The 19,112-nt window shown below is 72.9% G+C and carries 16 protein-coding genes; 14 read left to right on the plus strand and 2 right to left on the minus strand.

Annotated features, from left to right (window positions below; all coding sequences use genetic code 11):
- Window positions 1–2: 2 nt before the first annotated feature.
- From AAEP86_RS06545 to AAEP86_RS06595, 11 genes are all read left to right on the plus strand, one after another.
- A complete protein-coding gene (locus AAEP86_RS06545; RefSeq protein ID WP_420369732.1) occupies window positions 3–512 on the plus strand; it encodes a hypothetical protein in 510 nt (169 codons plus the stop codon).
- A complete protein-coding gene (locus tag AAEP86_RS06550; protein ID WP_420369733.1) occupies window positions 512–1,567 on the plus strand; it encodes a peptidoglycan-binding protein in 1,056 nt (351 codons plus the stop codon). The genes AAEP86_RS06545 and AAEP86_RS06550 overlap by 1 nt, the downstream gene beginning before the upstream one ends.
- A gap of 140 nt (window positions 1,568–1,707) precedes the next feature.
- Window positions 1,708–2,376 (plus strand): ABC transporter ATP-binding protein, encoded by a 669-nt coding sequence (locus AAEP86_RS06555; protein WP_420370454.1) that lies wholly within the window; start codon window positions 1,708–1,710, stop codon window positions 2,374–2,376.
- Window positions 2,373–3,557: an ABC transporter permease gene (locus AAEP86_RS06560; RefSeq protein WP_420369734.1), complete on the plus strand. Its 1,185-nt coding sequence runs from the start codon at window positions 2,373–2,375 to the stop codon at window positions 3,555–3,557. Before AAEP86_RS06555 ends, AAEP86_RS06560 begins: the two co-directional genes overlap by 4 nt.
- 379 nt (window positions 3,558–3,936) lie before the next feature.
- Window positions 3,937–5,262 carry a sugar ABC transporter substrate-binding protein gene (locus AAEP86_RS06565; RefSeq protein ID WP_420369735.1) on the plus strand — a complete coding sequence of 442 codons (1,326 nt, stop codon included), beginning with the start codon at window positions 3,937–3,939 and terminating at the stop codon, window positions 5,260–5,262.
- Window positions 5,263–5,265: 3 nt separating this feature from the next.
- Entirely contained in the window at window positions 5,266–6,228 is a 963-nt protein-coding gene (locus AAEP86_RS06570; RefSeq protein WP_420369736.1) for a carbohydrate ABC transporter permease, read from the plus strand.
- On the plus strand, window positions 6,225–7,172 hold the full coding sequence (locus AAEP86_RS06575) for a carbohydrate ABC transporter permease (protein ID WP_420369737.1): 948 nt from the start codon (window positions 6,225–6,227) through the stop codon (window positions 7,170–7,172). The genes AAEP86_RS06570 and AAEP86_RS06575 overlap by 4 nt, the downstream gene beginning before the upstream one ends.
- Window positions 7,173–7,376: 204 nt before the next feature.
- Window positions 7,377–8,165, plus strand: a complete 789-nt coding sequence (locus tag AAEP86_RS06580; RefSeq protein WP_420369738.1) for a DeoR/GlpR family DNA-binding transcription regulator — start codon at window positions 7,377–7,379, stop codon at window positions 8,163–8,165.
- Window positions 8,162–9,160 (plus strand): 1-phosphofructokinase family hexose kinase, encoded by a 999-nt coding sequence (locus AAEP86_RS06585; RefSeq protein WP_420369739.1) that lies wholly within the window; start codon window positions 8,162–8,164, stop codon window positions 9,158–9,160. Before AAEP86_RS06580 ends, AAEP86_RS06585 begins: the two co-directional genes overlap by 4 nt.
- Before the next feature lie 90 nt (window positions 9,161–9,250).
- On the plus strand, window positions 9,251–11,377 hold the full coding sequence (locus AAEP86_RS06590; protein WP_420369740.1) for a PTS fructose transporter subunit IIABC: 2,127 nt from the start codon (window positions 9,251–9,253) through the stop codon (window positions 11,375–11,377).
- Between the two features lie 209 nt (window positions 11,378–11,586).
- Window positions 11,587–13,848, plus strand: coding sequence for a hypothetical protein (locus tag AAEP86_RS06595; protein WP_420369741.1), 2,262 nt, complete (start codon window positions 11,587–11,589; stop codon window positions 13,846–13,848).
- Window positions 13,849–13,946: 98 nt separating this feature from the next.
- Here AAEP86_RS06595 and AAEP86_RS06600 read toward each other — a convergent pair whose 3' ends face one another.
- The gene (locus tag AAEP86_RS06600) at window positions 13,947–15,662 is read right to left on the minus strand and encodes a beta-N-acetylhexosaminidase (protein WP_420369742.1); all 1,716 of its coding nucleotides are present in this window, start codon (window positions 15,660–15,662) and stop codon (window positions 13,947–13,949) included.
- 36 nt (window positions 15,663–15,698) lie between these two features.
- On the opposite strand from AAEP86_RS06600, the gene AAEP86_RS06605 reads away from it, so the two are divergent.
- Together AAEP86_RS06605 and AAEP86_RS06610 are read left to right on the plus strand one after the other, a co-directional pair.
- Window positions 15,699–16,841 (plus strand): ROK family transcriptional regulator, encoded by a 1,143-nt coding sequence (locus AAEP86_RS06605; RefSeq protein WP_420369743.1) that lies wholly within the window; start codon window positions 15,699–15,701, stop codon window positions 16,839–16,841.
- A gap of 64 nt (window positions 16,842–16,905) precedes the next feature.
- On the plus strand, window positions 16,906–17,631 hold the full coding sequence (locus tag AAEP86_RS06610; protein WP_420369744.1) for a DedA family protein: 726 nt from the start codon (window positions 16,906–16,908) through the stop codon (window positions 17,629–17,631).
- Between the two features lie 15 nt (window positions 17,632–17,646).
- Here AAEP86_RS06610 and AAEP86_RS06615 read toward each other — a convergent pair whose 3' ends face one another.
- Window positions 17,647–17,850, minus strand: coding sequence for a DUF2945 domain-containing protein (locus AAEP86_RS06615; RefSeq protein WP_420369745.1), 204 nt, complete (start codon window positions 17,848–17,850; stop codon window positions 17,647–17,649).
- A gap of 199 nt (window positions 17,851–18,049) precedes the next feature.
- Here AAEP86_RS06615 and AAEP86_RS06620 point away from each other — a divergent pair, with 199 nt between their 5' ends.
- Complete coding sequence (locus AAEP86_RS06620) at window positions 18,050–19,102, plus strand: serine/threonine-protein kinase (RefSeq protein WP_420369746.1); 1,053 nt, start codon at window positions 18,050–18,052, stop codon at window positions 19,100–19,102.
- The last annotated feature ends 10 nt before the right edge of the window (window positions 19,103–19,112 follow it).

The raw sequence follows: 19,112 nt of genomic DNA on the forward strand, positions 1-19,112 counted from the left end.
CCATGACCAGTGATCTCCGCACCAGGACCCGCGCGGTCACGCGCACCACCGTCTCCCTCGTCTCCGGCGTGCTCCTGCTGCCGGGCCTCCTCGCCGCCTGCAGTGCGTCGCCCGACCGTGGCACCGCCGCCGACGGCCCGTCGAACTCCGGCGCAGCAGCCCTGGCGGCGTGCATGCGGGACCGGGGGTACGACATGGAGGACCCGGGCTCGGGCCAGATCAGCCTCTCGCCGCCGGACGGCGTCGACGCCGACCAGTGGCGCGACGACCTGGTGGGCTGCACCGAGGCGGGGCAGGAGGCCGGTGACGTGATCCCGGCGCAGCCGATGCCCGGGCTGGCGGACACGGCGCGGTCCGTCGCGGAGTGCATGCGCGGTGCGGGGTACGAGGACTTCCCGGACGACGTGGAAGCGCAGGGTTCCTACGTCCCGAGCGGCGACCGCGCAGCGTTCGAGCGCGAACAGGCGGCGTGCTCCGACCAGGCGGCCGCGTCGACGGGCCAGGGGGAGTGATGCGGGTCCGGACGAAGCGCTGCACGGTCGCAGGGATCTGCCTCGTGGCCGTGGTGGCGGTCGGGATCGGGACGTGGTCGGTGTTCGGCCTGGAGCCGGGCACGTCGGCGGTCGCGGCCGGAGCCGCGGACGGGCGCACCACGCCGCCGGACACGGCGGAGGTGACGGAGGGCGACCTGACCGACTCGAGGGTCTTCGCCGGGACGCTCGGCTACGGCTCGACGAGCGCGGTGCCGGGGGCGGCGGCCGGGACCCTGACGTGGCTGCCGGAGCCCGGCGCCGTGGTCGAGCGCGATCAACCGCTGTACGCGGTCGACGAGCGCCCGGTCCGCGCGCTGTACGGCAGCACGCCGCTGTGGCGCGACCTCCGGGCGGGGCTCCGCGGAGCCGACGTCCGACAGCTCAACGAGAACCTGGCGGCACTGGGCTACGACGTCTCCGTCGACGAGGTGTTCGGGCCACGCACCCGCGCAGCGGTCCGACACTGGCAGCGGGACCGGGGACTCGAGGTCACCGGGGTGCTCACGTCGGACGACGTCGCCTTCGTCGACGGTGCGGTCCGCGTCGCCGCGGTGCCGGGCGTCCTCGGCCGCCCGGCCGGTGGCGACGTGCTGTCGGTCACCAGTACGCGGCGCGTGGTCACCGCGTCGGTCTCGCAGCGTGACGCCGATCGACTCGCCGTCGGGACCGACGTCGAGATCCGGGTGAACGGCTCCGGAGGTGCGCTGCGCGGGAAGGTCGTGGACGCGGCGCCGGGGGAGGGGAACGACGGGTCGGCGACGGTCGACGTCACCATCGACTTCGACCCGGGCGACCGGGAGCTGCCCGCGGCGGCGTCCGCACGGATCGAGGCGGCGGGGACGACGGAGCGCGGGGTGCTCTCCGTGCCCGTCGCGGCGCTCGTCGCCCGGGGAGCGTCGGGCGGGTACGCGGTCGACGTGGTCCGGGACGGCACCACGGAGCGGGTGCCGGTCCGGGCGGGGTTCGTCGCGGACGGACGGGTCGCCGTCACCGGGGACGTGCACGCCGGCGACCGCGTGGTGGTGCCCTCGTGACCGCGACGACGGTCAGGGCCAGGGCCACGGCCACGGCCACCAGCGCCGCCGGGACCTCGTCCACCGGCGCCGCCGGGACCTCGGACACCGGCGCCGCCACGACCTCGGCCATCGGCACCGACCGCCGCGGCTCCGGGGTCGTGCTCTCGCTGCGCGACGTCGTGAAGACCTACGGCGACGTCGGGGCCCTCCGCGGCGTCTCGCTCGACGTGGCGGCGGGGGAGCTCGTCGCGATCGTCGGGCCGTCGGGCTCGGGGAAGTCGACCATGCTCAACATCGTCGGGACGCTCGACCGGCCCACGTCCGGCACGGTCACGATCGCCGGCGACGAGGTCGGATCGATGACCGACGACGAGCTCTCCGCCCTCCGGGGTGAGCACATCGGCTTCGTCTTCCAGCACTTCCACCTGCAGGCGGGGGCGACCGCCGCCGAGAACGTCGCAGACGGCCTGCTCTACAGCGGCGTCCCGCGACGCGAGCGGCACGACCGCGCCGTGGCCGCCCTCGACCGCGTCGGGCTAGGGCACCGCGTCGGACACCGGCCGCCGCAACTCTCCGGTGGCGAGAAGCAGCGGGTCGCCATCGCGCGGGCGATCGTCGGGGAGCCGACGGTCCTGCTCGCCGACGAGCCCACCGGGGCGCTCGACACGGCTTCCGGTGCGGCGGTCCTCGGGCTGCTGCGCGACCTCAACGACGGCGGCACGACGGTGCTCGTCATCACGCACGACCTCGACCTCGCGGCCGCTCTGCCCCGGCAGGTGCGGGTGCGCGACGGTCGGATCGAGGCCGACTCCGGGAGCGCCCGGTGACCCGCCGGACGCTCGGCGCCGGCGACCTGTTCCGGCTCGGGGTCTTCGGGCTGCGGACCCGTCCCACCCGCGTCGTCCTCTCCGCACTGGGCATCGCGATCGGCATCGCCGCGATGATCGCCGTCGTGGGCATCTCGTCCTCGAGCAAGGCGGCACTCGACCGGGTGCTCGACGCCCTCGGCACGAACGTGCTCACGACGACACAGGCGCAGGGCCTCGTGGCCGTGCCGCCGCTGCCGGTGACCGCCGTGGACTCCGCACGGCGGCAGGACGTCGTCGAGCAGGCCGCGGGCGTCGGCCTGGTGCCGGAGGGTCGGGTCTACCGGAACGACCGCGTGCCGGCCGCCGCGTCGAAGGGCCTCGGCGTGATGGCGGTGTGGGGCGACGTCCCCGGCGTGCTCGGCGGGACGCTGGCCTCCGGCCGGTGGGTCGACCCGGCTCCGGACGCGCCGGCGCAGGTGGTCCTCGGAGCCGGGGCCGCGACGGCGCTCGGCATCGGCCACGCCGGTCCGGACTCGGCGGTGTGGCTCGGCGGCCGGTGGGTGCCGGTCGTCGGGGTGCTCGAACCGCTCGCGCTCGCAGAGGACCTCGACACGGTGGTGTTCGTCCCGCGGGGCACCGCCGAGGAGCTCGGGTTCGACGGGCACCCGACCGCGGTCCACACCCGGGTCGACCCGGAGCGGGTGGCGGCCTCCCGCGCGGTGCTCGCGAACGCGATCAGCCCGGGCAGCCCCCAGGACGTCGGTGTCACCCGGCCGTCCGACGCCCTGGCCGCGAAGAGCGCGACGGACGACTCGTTCACGGGGCTCCTCGTGGGCATCGGCGGCGTCGCCCTGCTCGTCGGTGGGATCGGCGTCGCGAACACGATGGTCATCACGGTGCTGGAGCGCCGCGCGGAGGTCGGCGTGCGGCGTGCGCTCGGGGCCCGACGACGGAACATCCGCGACCAGTTCCTCGTCGAGTCGCTGCTGCTCTCGTTCCTCGGGGGCGTCGCGGGCGTCGTGATCGGTGTGGGTGTCACCGTCGCGTTCGCCGTGGGGCAGGGGTGGCCGGTCGCGATCCCGGTGTGGGCCGTCGCCGGCGGACTCGGGGCGACCGTGGTCATCGGCGGCGTCTCGGGGCTGTACCCGGCCGCGCGCGCGGCGCGCATCCCGCCGACGTCCGCGCTCGCCGCGGTCTGAGCTGCGGCGCCCGCGGCGGGGGGAGCGGGCGCGGCCGATCCGTGGCGCGCATCGCGCGCCGTCGCGTCCGGAGGCGCGGGGCCGGTCCCGTGGACGGGTGTCGCGCCTCCGGGCTGTCGTGTCTGAAGGAGCGGGGCCGGTCCCGTCGACCGGTGTCGCGCCTCCAGGCCGTCACGTCCGGAGCGGGTGCTGATCATGCCTGGTCATGACCAGTCCGTCAAGGCCGGGAGGTCATCTGTTCGACGACCGTGATCCCCCGGAAACACGCGGATCCGCGGCGCATGCGGGTCCCGTCCGGATGCTTGACAACGCCACCCCGAAGGTCTTCACTTGCGAATACGCAACGTCCTTTCATAAAGGTCGGACCAAGGGAGTCAACGTGACACGCACGCGTTTCGCCGCACTCGGTGCGCTCGCCCTCGCAGGCGCGCTCGCCCTCACCGGGTGCTCCGCCGGAAGCAACGGAGCTTCCGACGGCGGCACGAAGTCCATCGGCACACCCGATGGCAAGGGCAAGACCCTCACCGTCTGGATCATGAACGGCGACCTCAGCCCGAAGATCCTCGACGTCGCCGAGCAGCAGTTCACGAAGGCCACGGGGGCCAAGGTGAAGCTGCAGCTCCAACAGTGGGACGGCATCACGACCAAGCTCACGACGGCGCTCGCCCAGAAGGACGCGCCGGACGTGGTCGACCTCGGCAACACGCAGGTCCCCGTGTACGCGGCGACCGGTGGGCTGATGGACCTCTCGCCCTACAAGGAGGAGCTGCAGGGCGGCCAGACCTGGCTCTCCGGTCTCGAGGGGCCGGCGACCGTCGACGGCAAGCTCTACGGTGCCCCGCTCTTCGCCGGCAACCGCGCCGTGATCTACAACAAGAAGATGTGGGCCGACGCCGGCGTGACCGACGTCCCGACGTCGTACGACCAGCTCACCGCCGACCTCGACAAGGTCAAGGCGAAGAACCCGCAGGCGGACTTCTCGGCCTTCTACATGCCCGGCCAGTACTGGTACGGCGGACTGCAGTGGGTGTGGGACGCCGGGGGGCAGATCGCCACCGAGCAGGGCGGCAAGTGGAAGGGCGCGATCGACTCGGCCGACGCCGTGAAGGGCCTGACCGCGTGGAAGAACTTCCAGAACAGCTACTCGGCGAAGTCCACGCAGGACATCAACACGGACAAGCCGGCCGAGTCCGACATCTTCGCGCAGGGCAACACCTCCGCGATCCTCGGCTCGGCGTGGGAGATCGGTTCGATCACCACCGCCAAGCCCGAGCTGAAGGACCAGATCGGCACGTTCGCGATGCCCTCGCAGACCGAGGGCAAGACGCAGCCGGTCTTCCTCGGCGGCTCGGACCTCGGCATCCCGTCGAAGTCCGCCAACCAGGACCTCGCGCTCTACTACATGAAGACCCTGACCTCGAAGAAGTTCCAGCAGGACCAGGTGTTCGGGGTCGACGGCTGGGAGCCGAACTCGACGCAGCTGCTCGACGCGGTCGCAGGGGACGTGGACGAACTCCACAAGCCGTACTTCGCTGCGGCCTCCACCAGCCGCCCGACGCCGGCGACACCGGGGTGGGCGACGATCGAGGGTGACTCGAGCTTCCAGACGATGTTCGCCGACATCGCGACGGGCCGGAAGTCACCGAAGCAGGCGGCCGAGGGCTTCACCGAGCACCTCACCTCCGCCCTCAACGCGCAGCAGTAGTCGATGACCTCGACCCTGCAGCGGGTGCCCGGCCCGGTCTCGACCGGGCCGGGCACCCGGCCGCGCCGGTCGCCCACGGCGTCCCGCGCACCGCTCCTGCTGCTCGCCCCTGCCGCGCTGCTCCTGCTGGCGCTCGTGGTCTACCCGCTCGTCCGCCTCCTGGTGATCTCCTTCCAGGACTACGGCCTCCGGGCGATCTTCACCGGCCAGGCCGGGTTCGCCGGGTTCACGAACTACACGAACGTCCTGACCGACGCGAGCTTCTGGCCGGTGATCCTCCGCACGGTCCTCGTCACGGGGGCGATGGTCGTCGGCACCATCGGCATCGGCATGGCGGTCTCGCAGCTGCTCACCCGCCTCGGCGTCGCGATGCGCACGGTGGTCAGCGTCGTCCTCGTCCTGGCGTGGGCGATGCCGAACGTCGCCTCGAGCCTGGTCTGGCAGTGGCTCTTCCAGCCGTTCTACGGCGTCCTGAACTGGCTCATCACCCAGCTCGGCGTGTTCGGCGACCACACGCAGGACAACTGGGCGTCGAGCCCCGGGCAGGCCCTGACGATCGTGCTGTCCCTCGTGATCTGGCAGGCGGTGCCGTTCGTCGCCCTGACGCTCTACGCCGCGCAGTCGCAGATCGCCCCGGAGTACTACGAGGCCGGGGCGCTCGACGGTGCGTCGGCGTGGGCGATGTACCGCGCGATCACGCTCCCGGCGCTCGTGCCGACACTGCTGCTCGTGACGATCCTCTCGGTGATCTGGGACTTCAACGTCTTCAACCAGATCTGGCTGCTCACGAAGGGCGGCCCCGAGTCCACCACGCTCACCCTCGGCATCTGGACCTTCGTGAAGTCCTTCGTGTCGAACGCCTACGGGCAGGGCGCCGCGATCGCCGTCATCTCGACGCTGATCCTCGGTGCGCTGACCAGCTACTACATCCGCCGGCTCGTCCGGAGCGGGGAGGAGGACCTGTGACGACGACCACGACCCCCGGGGTGACCGGGGCGACCGCGTCCGAGGTGCAACCGGACGTGGCAGGGGCCGGCCGTGTCGGAGCGCCCGGCGGTGCGCGTCCGCTGGCTCCGGTCCGGGCACGCAAGCGGCGGCCGCGTGTGCTCGCGAACACGATCGCCGTGGTGTTCTGCCTGGTCTGGGTGTTCCCCATCTACTGGATGGTGAACACCGCGTTCAAGCCCGCCGACGAGGTCACCACGCTGACCCCGATCTGGCTGCCGCTCCGTCCGACGCTCGAGAACTTCACCCGGGCACTGACGCAGGACGGGTTCCTGGTCTACCTGCGCAACTCGGCGATCGTGGTCGTCGCGGCCGTGCTGCTGTCCATCGTCGTCGGGTTCCTGGCGTCGGCGGCGCTGTCCCGCTTCCGGTTCCGGGGGCGCCGGGCGATCCTCGTCGCGATCCTGTTCGTCCAGATGATCCCGTCCGGGGCGCTCCTCATCCCGCTGTTCCTGTCGTTCCAGTCGCTCGGGCTGCTCAACAGCTACATCGGGCTGATCCTGGCGTACGTCGCGAGCGTCCTGCCGTTCTCGATCTGGGTGATGCGCGGGTTCTTCGTCGCGGTGCCGGTCGAGATCGAGGAGGCCGCCCGGGTGGACGGCGCCGGGACCGTCCGGATCCTGTGGAGCGTGCTGTTCCCGCTCGTCATGCCGGGGGTGATCGCGACGAGCGTCTTCGCGTTCATCGCGGCGTGGAACGACTACCTGACGGCGTACGTGATGCTGAAGGACCAGGGGATGTACACGCTGCCGGTGTGGCTCGCCGGGTTCTCGACCGACAAGGGGACCGACTTCGGCGGGCTGATGGCCGCGTCGGTGCTGTTCTCGGTGCCGGTCGTGGTGTTCTTCCTCATCGTGCAGCGACGGCTCGTCAGCGGTATGACGGCGGGGGCGGTCAAGGGCTGAGGTGGCGGCGTCCGGCGCCCCGACCTGCTGCGGCGGGTCGGGGCGTCGTCGTGCGTGGGCGGGGTCGGGCGGCGGAACGTGCGACTTCGCGGCGACTCGGGCGACGAGATGTGTGTTCGTGTTGGTTCCGTGACGGAACGGTTGCGTTCGTGTGGGAAACGGACGTACAGTTCTCGAAACCCACGGGAACGAAGGAGTTCGGGCATGTACGCAACCGAGCGGCACGACGCCATCGCCGCTGCGCTGCAGTCGGCGGGGCGGGTCTCCGTCGCCGACCTCGCCGAGCACTTCGACGTGACCACCGAGACCGTGCGCCGTGACCTCGACCTGCTCGAGACCGCCGGGGTCCTGCGTCGGGTGCACGGCGGCGCCGTCCCGGTCGGGCGCTCCAGCGTCGTCGAGCTGACCGTCGCCGAGCGCGAGGGCCAGCACGGCTCCGCGAAGTCCGCCATCGCCCGTGCCGCGATGCGTCTGGTCCCCCCGACCTTCACCGGCTCCATCGCCCTCGACGCCGGCACCACCTGCGCCGCCGTCGCCACCGAGCTCGCCCGCTGGGAGCCGACGACGACGGGCGCGACGATCACCGTCATCACGAACTCCGTCCCGATCGCGTCGACGCTCCAGCACAGCGAGCACGTCGAGCTGCACCTGCTGGGCGGACGTGTCCGGGGCGTCACGAGCGCCGCCGTCGGCACCGCGACGGTCGAGCAGATCGGGGCCCTCCGACCGGACATCGCCTTCGTCGGGACGAACGGCCTCTCCGCCGGTTTCGGACTCAGCACGCCGGACGAGTACGAGGCAGCGGTCAAGGGCGCCTACGTGCTCGCCGCCCGACGCAGCGTCGTCCTCGCCGACGCCGCCAAGCACGGGGTCGAGGCGCTGATGCGCTTCGCCCGGCTCGACGAGATCGACACGATCGTCACCGACGAGCAGCCCCCGGCCGACCTCGCCGGCGCGCTCGCCGACGCCGACGTCGAGGTGGTCGTGGCATGACCAGCACCCGCATCGTCACCGTCACGCCGAACCCCTCCCTCGACCGCACCATCGAGCTCGCCGGCGAGCTGCAGCGCGGCGCCGTGCAGCGCGCGGTCCGCAGCACCGCCGAGCCCGGTGGCAAGGGCGTCAACGTGTCGCGGGTGGTCGTCGCCAGTGGTGGGGACACCGTCGCGGTGCTGCCCGGCGACGAGCTCGACCCCGTCCTGCTCGGCCTCGCGACCCGCGGCATCCCCACGGCCGCGCTGCCGATCGGCGCGCCGCTCCGGTCGAACGTCACCGTGACCGAGCCGACCGGCACCACGACGAAGCTCAACGAGCCGGGGCCGTCCCTCGCGGGCCGCCTGGAGGCCCTCGCGGCGCTCGTGACCGACACCGCGGCGGCGACCGCCACCGGCCCGGCCGCGCGCTGGGTCGTGTTCGCCGGCTCGCTGCCCCCGGGGCTCCCCGACGACGCCCTCGCCGTCCTGGTCCGTGCCGTCCGGCAGCGCCACGGCGACGAGGTCCGCATCGCGGTCGACTCGTCGGGAGTGCCGTTCACCGCGCTGCTGCAGTCGGGTGAACACATCGACCTCGTCAAGCCCAACGCCGAGGAGCTCGCCGAGGTCGTCGGCGGCGACCCGGACGAGTTCGAACGCGACGTCGAGGCCGCCGCGCTCGCTGCCCAGCGGTTGCGCGAGAAGAACGTCGGCACGGTCCTGCTCACCCTCGGCAGTGCCGGCGCCGTGCTCGTCACCGAGGACGGCAGCCACGCGGCCGCCGCTCCACGGATCGTGGCGCGCTCGACGGTCGGCGCGGGGGACTCCTCGCTCGCCGGCTACCTGCTCGCCGAGGTCGCCGGGCTCCCGCCCGAACAGCGCCTCGCCCAGGCGGTCGCCACGGGAGCGGCTGCCGCCGCCCTGCCCGGCAGCGACGTGCCAGCCCTCGACCACACCGACCCGTCGGCCGTCACCGTCCGGTCGCTGGTCCAGCACCCCGCACCGGAACCCGCCTGATCCGCGGGCGTCGGACCCGGCGCCCCGCACCGAAGCACCCCCCCCCACCAGCACCACGTGCGTCCGCAGCACGATTGCAAAGGAGCAACCATGTCCGTCAACACGAGTCCACGCCTCATCAGCGTCCAGCTCGTCGGTCTCGACGAGGACCTCGGCGCCACCTCGAGCGACGTCATCCGCGTGCTCGCCGACCGCGTCGCGGCCACCGGTCGCGCGGCGGACGGTGCCGTGCTCGCCGAGGACGCGATCGCCCGCGAGGCGAGCGTCGGCACCGGCGTCCCCGGCGGCATCGCGATCCCGCACGCGCGATCGGCCTCGGTCGCCGAGCCGACCCTGGCGTTCTCGCGTCTCGCCCGGACGGTGTCGTTCGGCGCCCCGGACGGCGACGCCGACATCGTCTTCATGATCGCGGTGCCCGAGGGGGCGGACAAGGACCACCTCACCGTCCTGTCCACCCTCGCCCGGGCCCTCATCCGCGAGGACTTCACCGCCGCGCTGCGCGCCGCCGCCAGCCCGCAGGAGATCGTGGACCTGGTCGACCGCGAGGTGAGCGGCGAGGTCGCCGGCGCCGGCGTCGGGAACGCGAGCAGCGCCTCCCGTCCGACCGCGACCGCCCAGGAGGCGCGACCCGCCGCCGCCGCGCACGCCGCGGACGGCGACGCGGCCGGCTCCACCACCGGTACCCGCAAGGTCATCGTCGGCGTCACCGCCTGCCCGACCGGCATCGCGCACACCTACATGGCGGCCGACGCGCTCGTCGCCGCCGCCCAGCGGGCCGGTGCCGAGATGCACGTCGAGACGCAGGGCTCCTCGCAGGTCGAACCCCTCGACCCCACGCTCATCGCCCGCGCCGACGCCGTGGTCTTCGCGGTGGACGTCGACGTCCGCGACCGGAGCCGGTTCGCCGGCAAGCCCCTCGTCTCCGGCCCCGTGAAGCGCGGCGTGGACGAGCCCGACGCGATGATCGCCGAGGCGCTCCGTGCCGCGGACGACCCGAACGCCGCGCGCGTGTCCGGTTCCGCGGCCGAGGCCGGCACGAGCACGGCCAAGGACGAGCACTTCGGTCAGGCGCTCAAGCGCTGGCTGCTCACCGGCGTCAGCTACATGATCCCGTTCGTCGCGGGCGGCGGCCTGCTCATCGCGCTCGGCTTCCTGCTCGCCGGGTACGGCATCGCGCTGCAGCACGGTGACTCCGGGCAGAACAACGCCGTGTTCACCCTGACCAACTACACGTTGCTGAACCTGCCGCCCGAGGGCCTCGGCTACTACCTCGGTGCCGCCGCCTTCCAGATCGGCGGGGTCTCGCTCGGCTTCCTGGTCGCGGCGCTCGCCGGGTACATCGCCTACGCGATGGCCGACCGTCCCGGCATCGCGCCGGGCTTCGTCGCCGGTTCGATCGCGGTCTTCATGAACGCCGGGTTCCTCGGCGGCCTCATCGGTGGCCTGATCGCGGGTGCCGCGGCCTACTGGATCGGTCGCATCCCGACCTGGCGCTGGCTGCGCGGCCTCATGCCGGTCGTGATCATCCCGCTGTTCGCGTCGATCATCGCCTCCGGCCTCATGCTCCTCGTGCTCGGCGGCCCGATCGCCTGGCTGATGACGCAGCTGACCGAGTTCCTCAACTCGCTGTCCGGCGCCTCCGCGATCCTGCTCGGCATCATCCTCGGCCTGATGATGGCGTTCGACCTCGGCGGCCCGGTCAACAAGGTCGCCTACGCGTTCGCCGTCGCCGGGCTCGGCGCCGGGACCGCGACCAACGTCGTGCCGTTCGAGATCATGGCCGCGGTGATGGCCGCCGGCATGGTGCCGCCGCTCGCCCTCGCCCTCGCGTCGACCGTCCTGTACCGCAAGGGCTTCACGAAGCCGGAGCGCGAGAACGGCAAGGCCGCGTGGCTGCTCGGTGCCTCGTTCATCTCCGAGGGTGCGATCCCGTTCGCGGCCGCCGATCCGCTGCGGGTCATCCCGGCGTCGATGGTCGGTGCCGCGGTCACGGGTGCGATCTCGATGGCGGCCGGCGTCACCTCGCGCGCACCGCACGGTGGGATCTTCGTCTTCTTCGCCATCGGCGACGTCGCCATGTTCGTCGTGGCGATCCTGTCCGGCACCGTGGTGTCCGCCCTGGTCCTCGTCGCGCTGAAGAAGTGGGTGCGTCGGACCCCGGCCGCGGACGCGGCCGTCACCGAACCGGCGGACGACCGGGTCGCGGTTGCCGTTTAGTCGACGCGACCATCCGGATCCGGGAGGCGCGGTGCCAGCTGGCACCGCGCCTCCCGTCCGTTCCGGGGCGGCTCACGCTCCCGCGGTACCCCACGAACTGGAGGCTCCCTCAGCACCCGGACCCCCGGTAGCGTCGGCGGAACACACCCGCAGGACCGCCGTCTCGCCACGGCACAGCACGCCCGAGTGGCGACGAACGGAACGACACGATGCCGGGGCACCCGAACCTCCTCGAAGCCCTGCGCCCATCGCGACGTCGGATGCTCGGGCTGAGCACCGCCGGGGCCGTCGCGGCGCTCACCGCGGTCGTGACGTCGGACGGCCGGGCCGACGCCGTCGACGCGACGGTCATGACCGTCAACCCGCGCACGAGCACTGCGGCGATCAACGCGTGGCTCGCCGTCGGGGGCGTCCGCGTGCTCCGTGGTGCGGCCGTCCTCTCCGGCCCGCTCGTGATCCGGTCGGGCACCCAGCTCGACGCCTCCGCCGCGAGCATCACCGGCGCCGTCGGGGACAACGTGCTCCGCAACGCCGCCGCGAACCCGAGCGCCCGCACCACCGCCGCCGTCCGTGCCGGATCGCCGGTCGTGACGACGAGGGCCGCGGTGTTCAGCACCGCGATGGTCGGCCGTCGGGTGCAGGTCCTCGGAGCGGGGCCCCGTGCCGGCAACGCCGCGGCGCCGGGGTCCATGTACGGACGGATCGTGTCCGTGCAGTCCTCGACGCGGGTCACCCTCGATGTCGCGGCCACCACCACGCTCGCCGCCGCGGCGACCTCGGTGTTCCCGCCCAACGACGGCGACATCAGCATCACCGGCGGCACGTGGACGAACCGCAGCAAGAACTCCGTCTCGCAGACGACCGAGTCGCACGGGCTGCTCCTCCGTCGCGCGGCGCGGGTGTCGCTGACCGGGCTCACGGTGCACTCCACCGGCAGCGCGCAGGTCGGCGGCCAGTACGCGGTGTCCTTCGGTGACGTGACCGACGTCACCGTGGAGGACGTCGCCTTCATCGACACCGCGTCCGACGGCGTGCACTTCCAGGGGCCTTCGGCGCGGATCGCCGTCCGACGCATCACCGGCGAGCGGACCGGGGACGACCTCGTGGCCTTCACCACCGTCGACGGGCAGACCCACGCCGGCTCGCAGCTCGGGGACTGCGAGGGCGACATCACCGACGTCGTCGTCGAGGACGTGCAAGGCAAGAACTGCCTGTGCCTGCTCAAGGTCACGTCGGGCATCGGCACGAACGGCGTGCAGCGACGCATCCGCCGGTTCACCGCGACCGGTCTCGCCGGGACGGTGACCGGACGCTCGCCGGTGCAGATCGTGGACTACGCCGGCCCGACGTGGTTCGAGGGGACCGTGTCCGGCGTCACCGCGACCGGCACGAGCGGCACGGTCGTGAACGTCGCCGTCCGGACGCTCGGCGCGCTCGTCGTCGAGGACGTCGCCCTGCCGGCCGGAGCCCGGCCCGCGGTGGACGGCATCGTCCGCGTCGCGGCCACCAGCGCCTCGTCCGTGACCGTCCGCCGCGTCACCAACCGGTCCACCGGGAGCGGGGCGGCGAGCGGCGTCGCCCTCGCCGTCGGGTCCGTCCCCACCGTTGCGGTGAGCGGCGTGTCCTGCCCGGTGCTCGCGCCCCAGTTCGACTCCGTGAAGCTCGTCAGGGCGTCGGCGACCATCCGCTCCCTCACCGTCACCGACGACAGCTCGGCCGCACGCGGGGGCAACGTGTTCGCCCTGGCCGCCGGCGGCTACCGGATCACGTCGGCGACCTTCGCCCGGCTCACCCGGAGCACCGGGTCCGTCTGGGCCGCGGACGCGGACAGCGCGACCGGGACCGCGATCTCGGTCTCGTCGTTCCGGAACGGCCGCGCACTGGCGCTCCTGCGCTCGCCGGCGACGATCACGGTGCAGGGGCTCGTCCAGCCCGCCGGCTCCGGCGCCGCACTCCGGCTGAACTCGGCCGCGGCCTCGCCGGTCCGCGTCGTGGTGGACGGGACGTCCTCGCGCCCGGCGCCGCTGGTGTCCCGGACCGCCAAGCAGAAGGTGTCGGCCGTCTCGCCGTTCATCGGCGTCGACGCCACGCTGCTGACCCCGCGGGACGGCGACGTCGTGCTCAACACCGGCACGAAGCCGGCGCGGGGGCAGCTGCGGTGGGACGCGAAGGCGAAGCGGTGGCGGACCACGTCGGTCGCGCGGCCCAAGCCGACGCCGACGCCGACGCCCGCGCCCGCACCCTCGCCGAGCCCGACGTCGGCCCCGACGACGACCCCGGCGCCGACGCCCACGTCGAGTCCGGCCCCGTCGTCGTCGGCGTCGCCTGCTCCCTCCGCGTCACCCACACCGTCGGCGCCGCCGACCGCACCCGCGGCACCCGTGACCCCGGAGCCGACGGCGTCCGCGTCGCTCACCCCGACGCCGTCGGACGTGCCGACGGCGTCACCCTCGCCGACGCCTGCTTCCTGACGGCGAGGAGGGGGTGCACGCCCGCCGGCGCCGGCCCGCCGGCCCGCCGGTCCGCCGCGCGAGCGCCGAGCGGGCAGGACGCGCCCCCGCCGCCCGCCCTACTCGGCGATGTTCGCGGTGATCGCGTCGATGTAGGCGGCGCGGTCCTCGCGGGAGTGCGGGCGACCCGGCACCCCGGGACGCTGCTCCCACGGCAGCGGCCCCGCCTCGTGCCGGTACTCGATGCCCATCGCCTCGAGCCGGGCCACGTGCTCCGCGAGCCGACCCCGGAACTCGGCGAGGTCGCGCGGGCCGGTGGTGTCCGCCGACCACAGCGCCTCGGCGAGGGCCGCGACACGGGGGAAGAGCTGGTAGTCGAGCTTGCGCGCGGTGTCGACGTGCTCCGTCCACATGTTGCCCTGGCCGCCGATCACGTGCGCCCGCTCCTCGTCCGTCAGGTCGGACGGCACCGGGTCGAACGCGAACACGTCGTCGACGGTCAGGACGATGGACACCGGGATCGGCTCGGTGGCGAGGTCGCTCTGCCGGTAGTCGAGGTACACCTGGTCGTCCGGGGCCGAGATGACGTCGTGGCCCCGCTTCGCCGCGGTGCGGGCGCCGGTCAGGCCGCGCCAGGACAACACGGTCGCCGACTTGGAGAGCGTGCCGCCCTCGAGGATCTCGTCCCATCCGAACGCCCGGCGCCCGTGGGACTCGACGTGCGCGGCGAGCCGACCGATGATCCAGGCCTGCAGCTGTTCCTCGTCCTCGAGACCGAGCTCGCGGATGCGTTCCTGCGTGCGGGGGTCCTGCTCCCACTGCACCTTCGGGCACTCGTCGCCCCCGACGCCGATGTACTCGGAGGGGAAGAGCGCGATCACCTCGTCGAGGACGTCCTGGAAGAACGTGATCGTGGACTCCTCGGCGTTGAGGACGTCCTCGGCGATGCCCCACTCGGTCCACACGTCGATCGGTTCGCCGGAGACGCCGAGCGACGGGTAGGCGGCGAGGGCGGCGCGGACGTGTCCGGGCGTCTCGATCTCGGGGACGACGGTGACGAACCGGTCGGCGGCGTAGGCGACGATCTCGCGGATGTCGTCCTGCGTGTAGTACCCGCCGTGCGGGCGGCCGTCCTTGCCGGCGACGACGAGGCCGCCGTCCGGGCCGGGGACGTGGGCGCCGACCTGGGACTCCGCTCGCCACGAGCCGATCTCGGTGAGGCGCGGGTACTTGCGGATCTCGATGCGCCACCCCTGGTCCTCGGTGAGGTGGAAGTGCAGCCGGTTGAGGCGGTGCGCGGCGAGCTGGTCGACGACGCGCATGACCTCGTGCTTGGTGCGGAAGTGCCGGGCGACGTCGAGCATGACGCCCCGCCAGGCGAAGGCCGGGGCGTCCTCGACGGTCACGGCCGCGACCGTCCAGGGGCCGCTGCCGACGCGACCGCGTCGGTACACGTCGGCGGGCAGCGACTGCAGCAGCGCCTGCACGCCGTAGAAGACCCCGGCGGCGCTCCCGCCCACGACGTCGATGCGCTCGGCGGTGACGGTGAGGCGGAACGCCTCGGACCGGTCCCCGTCCGGCCCGTCGGCGAGGGGTGCGTCGGTGGCGCCGGCCACGCGGAGTGCGACCACGTCGGGCACCGCCCCCGTCACGGCGTCGTCGTCGGCGTCGCGGACCGGCAGTCCGGTCGAGCCGCGCAGGGTCTGCTGCAGGTACAGTCGGACGGAGTCGCTCGCAGGGTCTGCGGCGATGCGTGTCGACGGGGTGAGCGCGAAGGCACCGACACCCGGTGCGGTGCGGCGCGGCCGTGGGACGAGCATGGGGCGGTCCACCATTCCTCAATGATCTTGCGTAATGTGGAGGCTATGGCCGTGGACGAGACCGTGTCAACGAATCCGAGCGGCACCGTCGGCAGCACCCCGGGGATGCTCCGCCTGATCAACTCGCGGGCGATCCTCGACGAGCTCTTCCGTGACGACGCGTCGCACACCGTCACCGAGCTGAGCCGCACCGTCGGCCTCTCGCGTCCGACCGTCGAGGCGGCCCTGGCGGACCTCGTCGACGAGGGCTGGGTCACCGAGGCCGAGGCGATCGCCACCCCGAACAAGGCCGGGCGCCGGGCCAAGCGCTTCCGGGCGGACGCCGGGGCGGGCTCCGTGCTCGGGGTGGACCTCGGGCTGCACAGCATCGTCGGGCTCCGGTCCGACCTCCGCGGCCGCCAGCTCGCCCGGGTCGAGGAGGTCTACACGGACCTTGCGTCCGCCGAACAGGCGTGGGAGAGCGTGCAGGACGTCGTCCGGCGACTCGTCGAGGACTGCGACCCGTCGAAGCTCCTCACCGGCACCTTCGGCGTGCCGGCGGTCGTCGACCGCTCGGGCGAGATCGACTACACGGTCGCGGTCCCGCAGTGGGTCGAGCGGCGCGTCCCGGGACGCATCGGCGACCTGTTCCCGCAGGCGGCGACCTTCTTCGACAACGACGCGAAGCTCGCCGCCACCGCGGAGGCGATGTGGGGCCGCTTCCGCGGCGTGCAGGACGGGCTCTACCTCGTGATGGGTCGCCAGATCGGCGCGGCCTACCTGGTCGACGGGCAGCTCGCGCGGGGCGCGCGCGGAGCAGCCGGTGAGATGGGCGGCCTGGTGTCGACCGGTTGGCCGAGCGCGCCGACCCGACTGGAGGCACGGATCGCCTCCGGCTCCGACCTCGAGTCCGTCATGGTGGCGGCCGGGCAGGGCGACCCCGACGCGGTCGCGGTCGTGCGGGCCTTCGCCGAGGACGTCGCACCAGGCGTCGTCCAGCTCGTGACCACCATCGACCCGGAGGTCGTCGTGGTCGGTGGCGAGGTGCTGCCGGCCGCAGCGGTGTTCGCCGAGGCGCTCGCCGCGATCGTCACGCCGCAGGTGCGGCACCCGGTGGAGGTCGTCCCGTCGACGGTCGGCCGCGACGCCGTGGCCCGTGGCGCGCTCGCGCGGTCGCTGACGCACGTGCGGACCTCGCACATGGGGCTCGGCTGACCAGGACGGGTGGTGTCCGGGCGGTACGCCGGATTCTGTCAGGGCGTTCAGGGATGCTGGGTGCATGACGACTGCCCTGGCCACACCGGCCACGACCGTGACAGCCGCCGGGGACTCCGGGACGGGCGGCCTCTCGGGGCTCGTGCTCCAGCTCATCGACGCCCTGGGGGAGTGGGGTGTCGCGCTCATGCTCTTCGTCGAGACGGTGTTCCCGCCGATCCCGTCCGAGGTGATCCTGCCGCTCGCCGGGTTCCTCGCCGGAGCCGGGCGGATGGACCTCGTGCTCGTCCTGGTGCTCGCGACCCTCGGGTCCTACCTCGGCGCGCTGGTGCTCTACTGGCTCGGCGCGGTCATCGGCTTCGAGCGGACGACGCGCTGGCTCGGCCGGCTGCCGCTCGTCGACGAGGACGACTTCCGCAAGGCGGCGGACTGGTTCCACCGGCACGGCCGCAGCGCCGTCTTCTTCGGGCGGTTCGTCCCGATCGTCCGCAGCCTCATCTCGCTGCCCGCGGGGGCCGACCGGATGAACCTCGTGTCGTTCTCGGTCTTCACCATCGTCGCGAGCGGCATCTGGAACAGCGCGCTGGTGCTGCTCGGCGCGGCGTTCGGCAACCAGTACGACAAGGTCGAGCAGTACACCGAGTGGATCGACCGCGTGCTGTACGTGGCGATCGCCGTGGTCGTCGTGACCTTCGTGGTGCGACGGATCCGCCGCGCGCGGGCGGAGCGGGCCGGGACGTCCGACCCGGCGGCGCGGGGGCGCCGCCGGGCCGGAGCCGCCGAGGACTGACGTCCCCGCACGCGGTCACGCCTTCGTCAGCGCCGACTCCTTGTGGGCGGCCTGCTTGCCGGACTTCTCGGACTCGATGATCCAGTACGGGTCGTCGTCCGTCGGCTTGAAGTGCTGACCGTCGAACGTGAAGTCCTTCGTCTTCTTCTCGACGAGCTTCCCCGTCGTCTTCCCCTGCGAGGTGTTCCAGTGCACCTCGTCGCCCTTCGACAACGCCATCCTGTCCTCCTTGCGCGAACCTTCGCTTCCGTGGGAGTCGGACGGTACCCGCCGCATCCGCACGAACACAGGGAAGTCGGCCGATCACGATGTCATAACGTGCGAGCGGGATCGCGGAGGGACGCGTACCGTACTCCGTGAGTCACCTTGCTGGCAACTGCCACGGATCACCGGGCTCCGGAACGAAGACGACGACACCATGACCCTGCTCGACAGCGTCCGGACGGACACGGTCCTCTCGGGCCGCTACCGGCTCGTGAAGCTGATCGGTACCGGCGGCATGGGATCGGTCTTCGAGGCCCGCGACGAGCACACCTACCGCGCCGTGGCCGTGAAGCTCTTCGCGACGCCCGACTCGATGACCACGGCCGACCGGGTGCGCCAGGAGCGCGAGATCCGGCTGCTCAGCATGCTCTCGCACCCCGGGCTCATCCCGCTCTACGACGCCGGCACCCACGACTTCGAGGACGGCCCGCACCGGTACATCGTGATGGAGCTCATCGCGGACACCACGTTGCTGCGTCGCCTGGCCGGTGGTGCGCTGCACAACTACGAGGTGGCCGACCTCGGTGCGCAGCTGGCGGACGCCCTGGCCTACGTCCACTCCCGCGGCATCGTGCACCGGGACGTCAAGCCCGCGAACATCCTCATCAGCGACGAGGGGTCCTCCGGCTTCGCCCGCACCGTCAAGCTGACCGACTTCGGCGTCGCGCACTTCGTCGACGGCTCCCGTCTGACCAACGACGGCACGATCATCGGCACGGCGGCGTACCTCAGTCCCGAGCAGGTCGCCGGTGAGCCGATCAGCTTCGCGACGGACGTGTACTCGCTCGGCCTCGTGCTGCTCGAGGCGCTGACGGGCAAGCAGGAGTACTCCGGCACCATCATCGAGGCGGCGCTCGCGCGGCTGCGGCACGACCCGGAGATCCCGGAGGGCATCGCCCCCGAGTGGCGGGACCTGCTCGCGAAGATGACGGCGAGGGACCCCGAACGGCGCCCGACGGCGGTCGCGATCGCCAGTGCCCTGCGGGGCGGGTCGACGCAGGTCACCGGACCCGTGCCGCTCGGACCGCAGCGGACCAAGCACAAGCGCGACCACCGCATGCACCGCGCTGCCCACCGGCACGCGAAGCGCGGGACCTTCGAGGTCGTGCGCCGCTGGCGGCGGCGGAACGTCCTGGTCGGCTCGTTCGCGACGTTCGGCGTCCTGGTGGCGTGTGGTGCCGCGTACATGGCGGGCACGCTGCACTGACCCACTGGGC

The sequence above is a fragment of the Curtobacterium sp. L1-20 genome, assembly GCF_048755855.1.
Taxonomy (GTDB): Bacteria; Actinomycetota; Actinomycetes; order Actinomycetales; family Microbacteriaceae; genus Curtobacterium.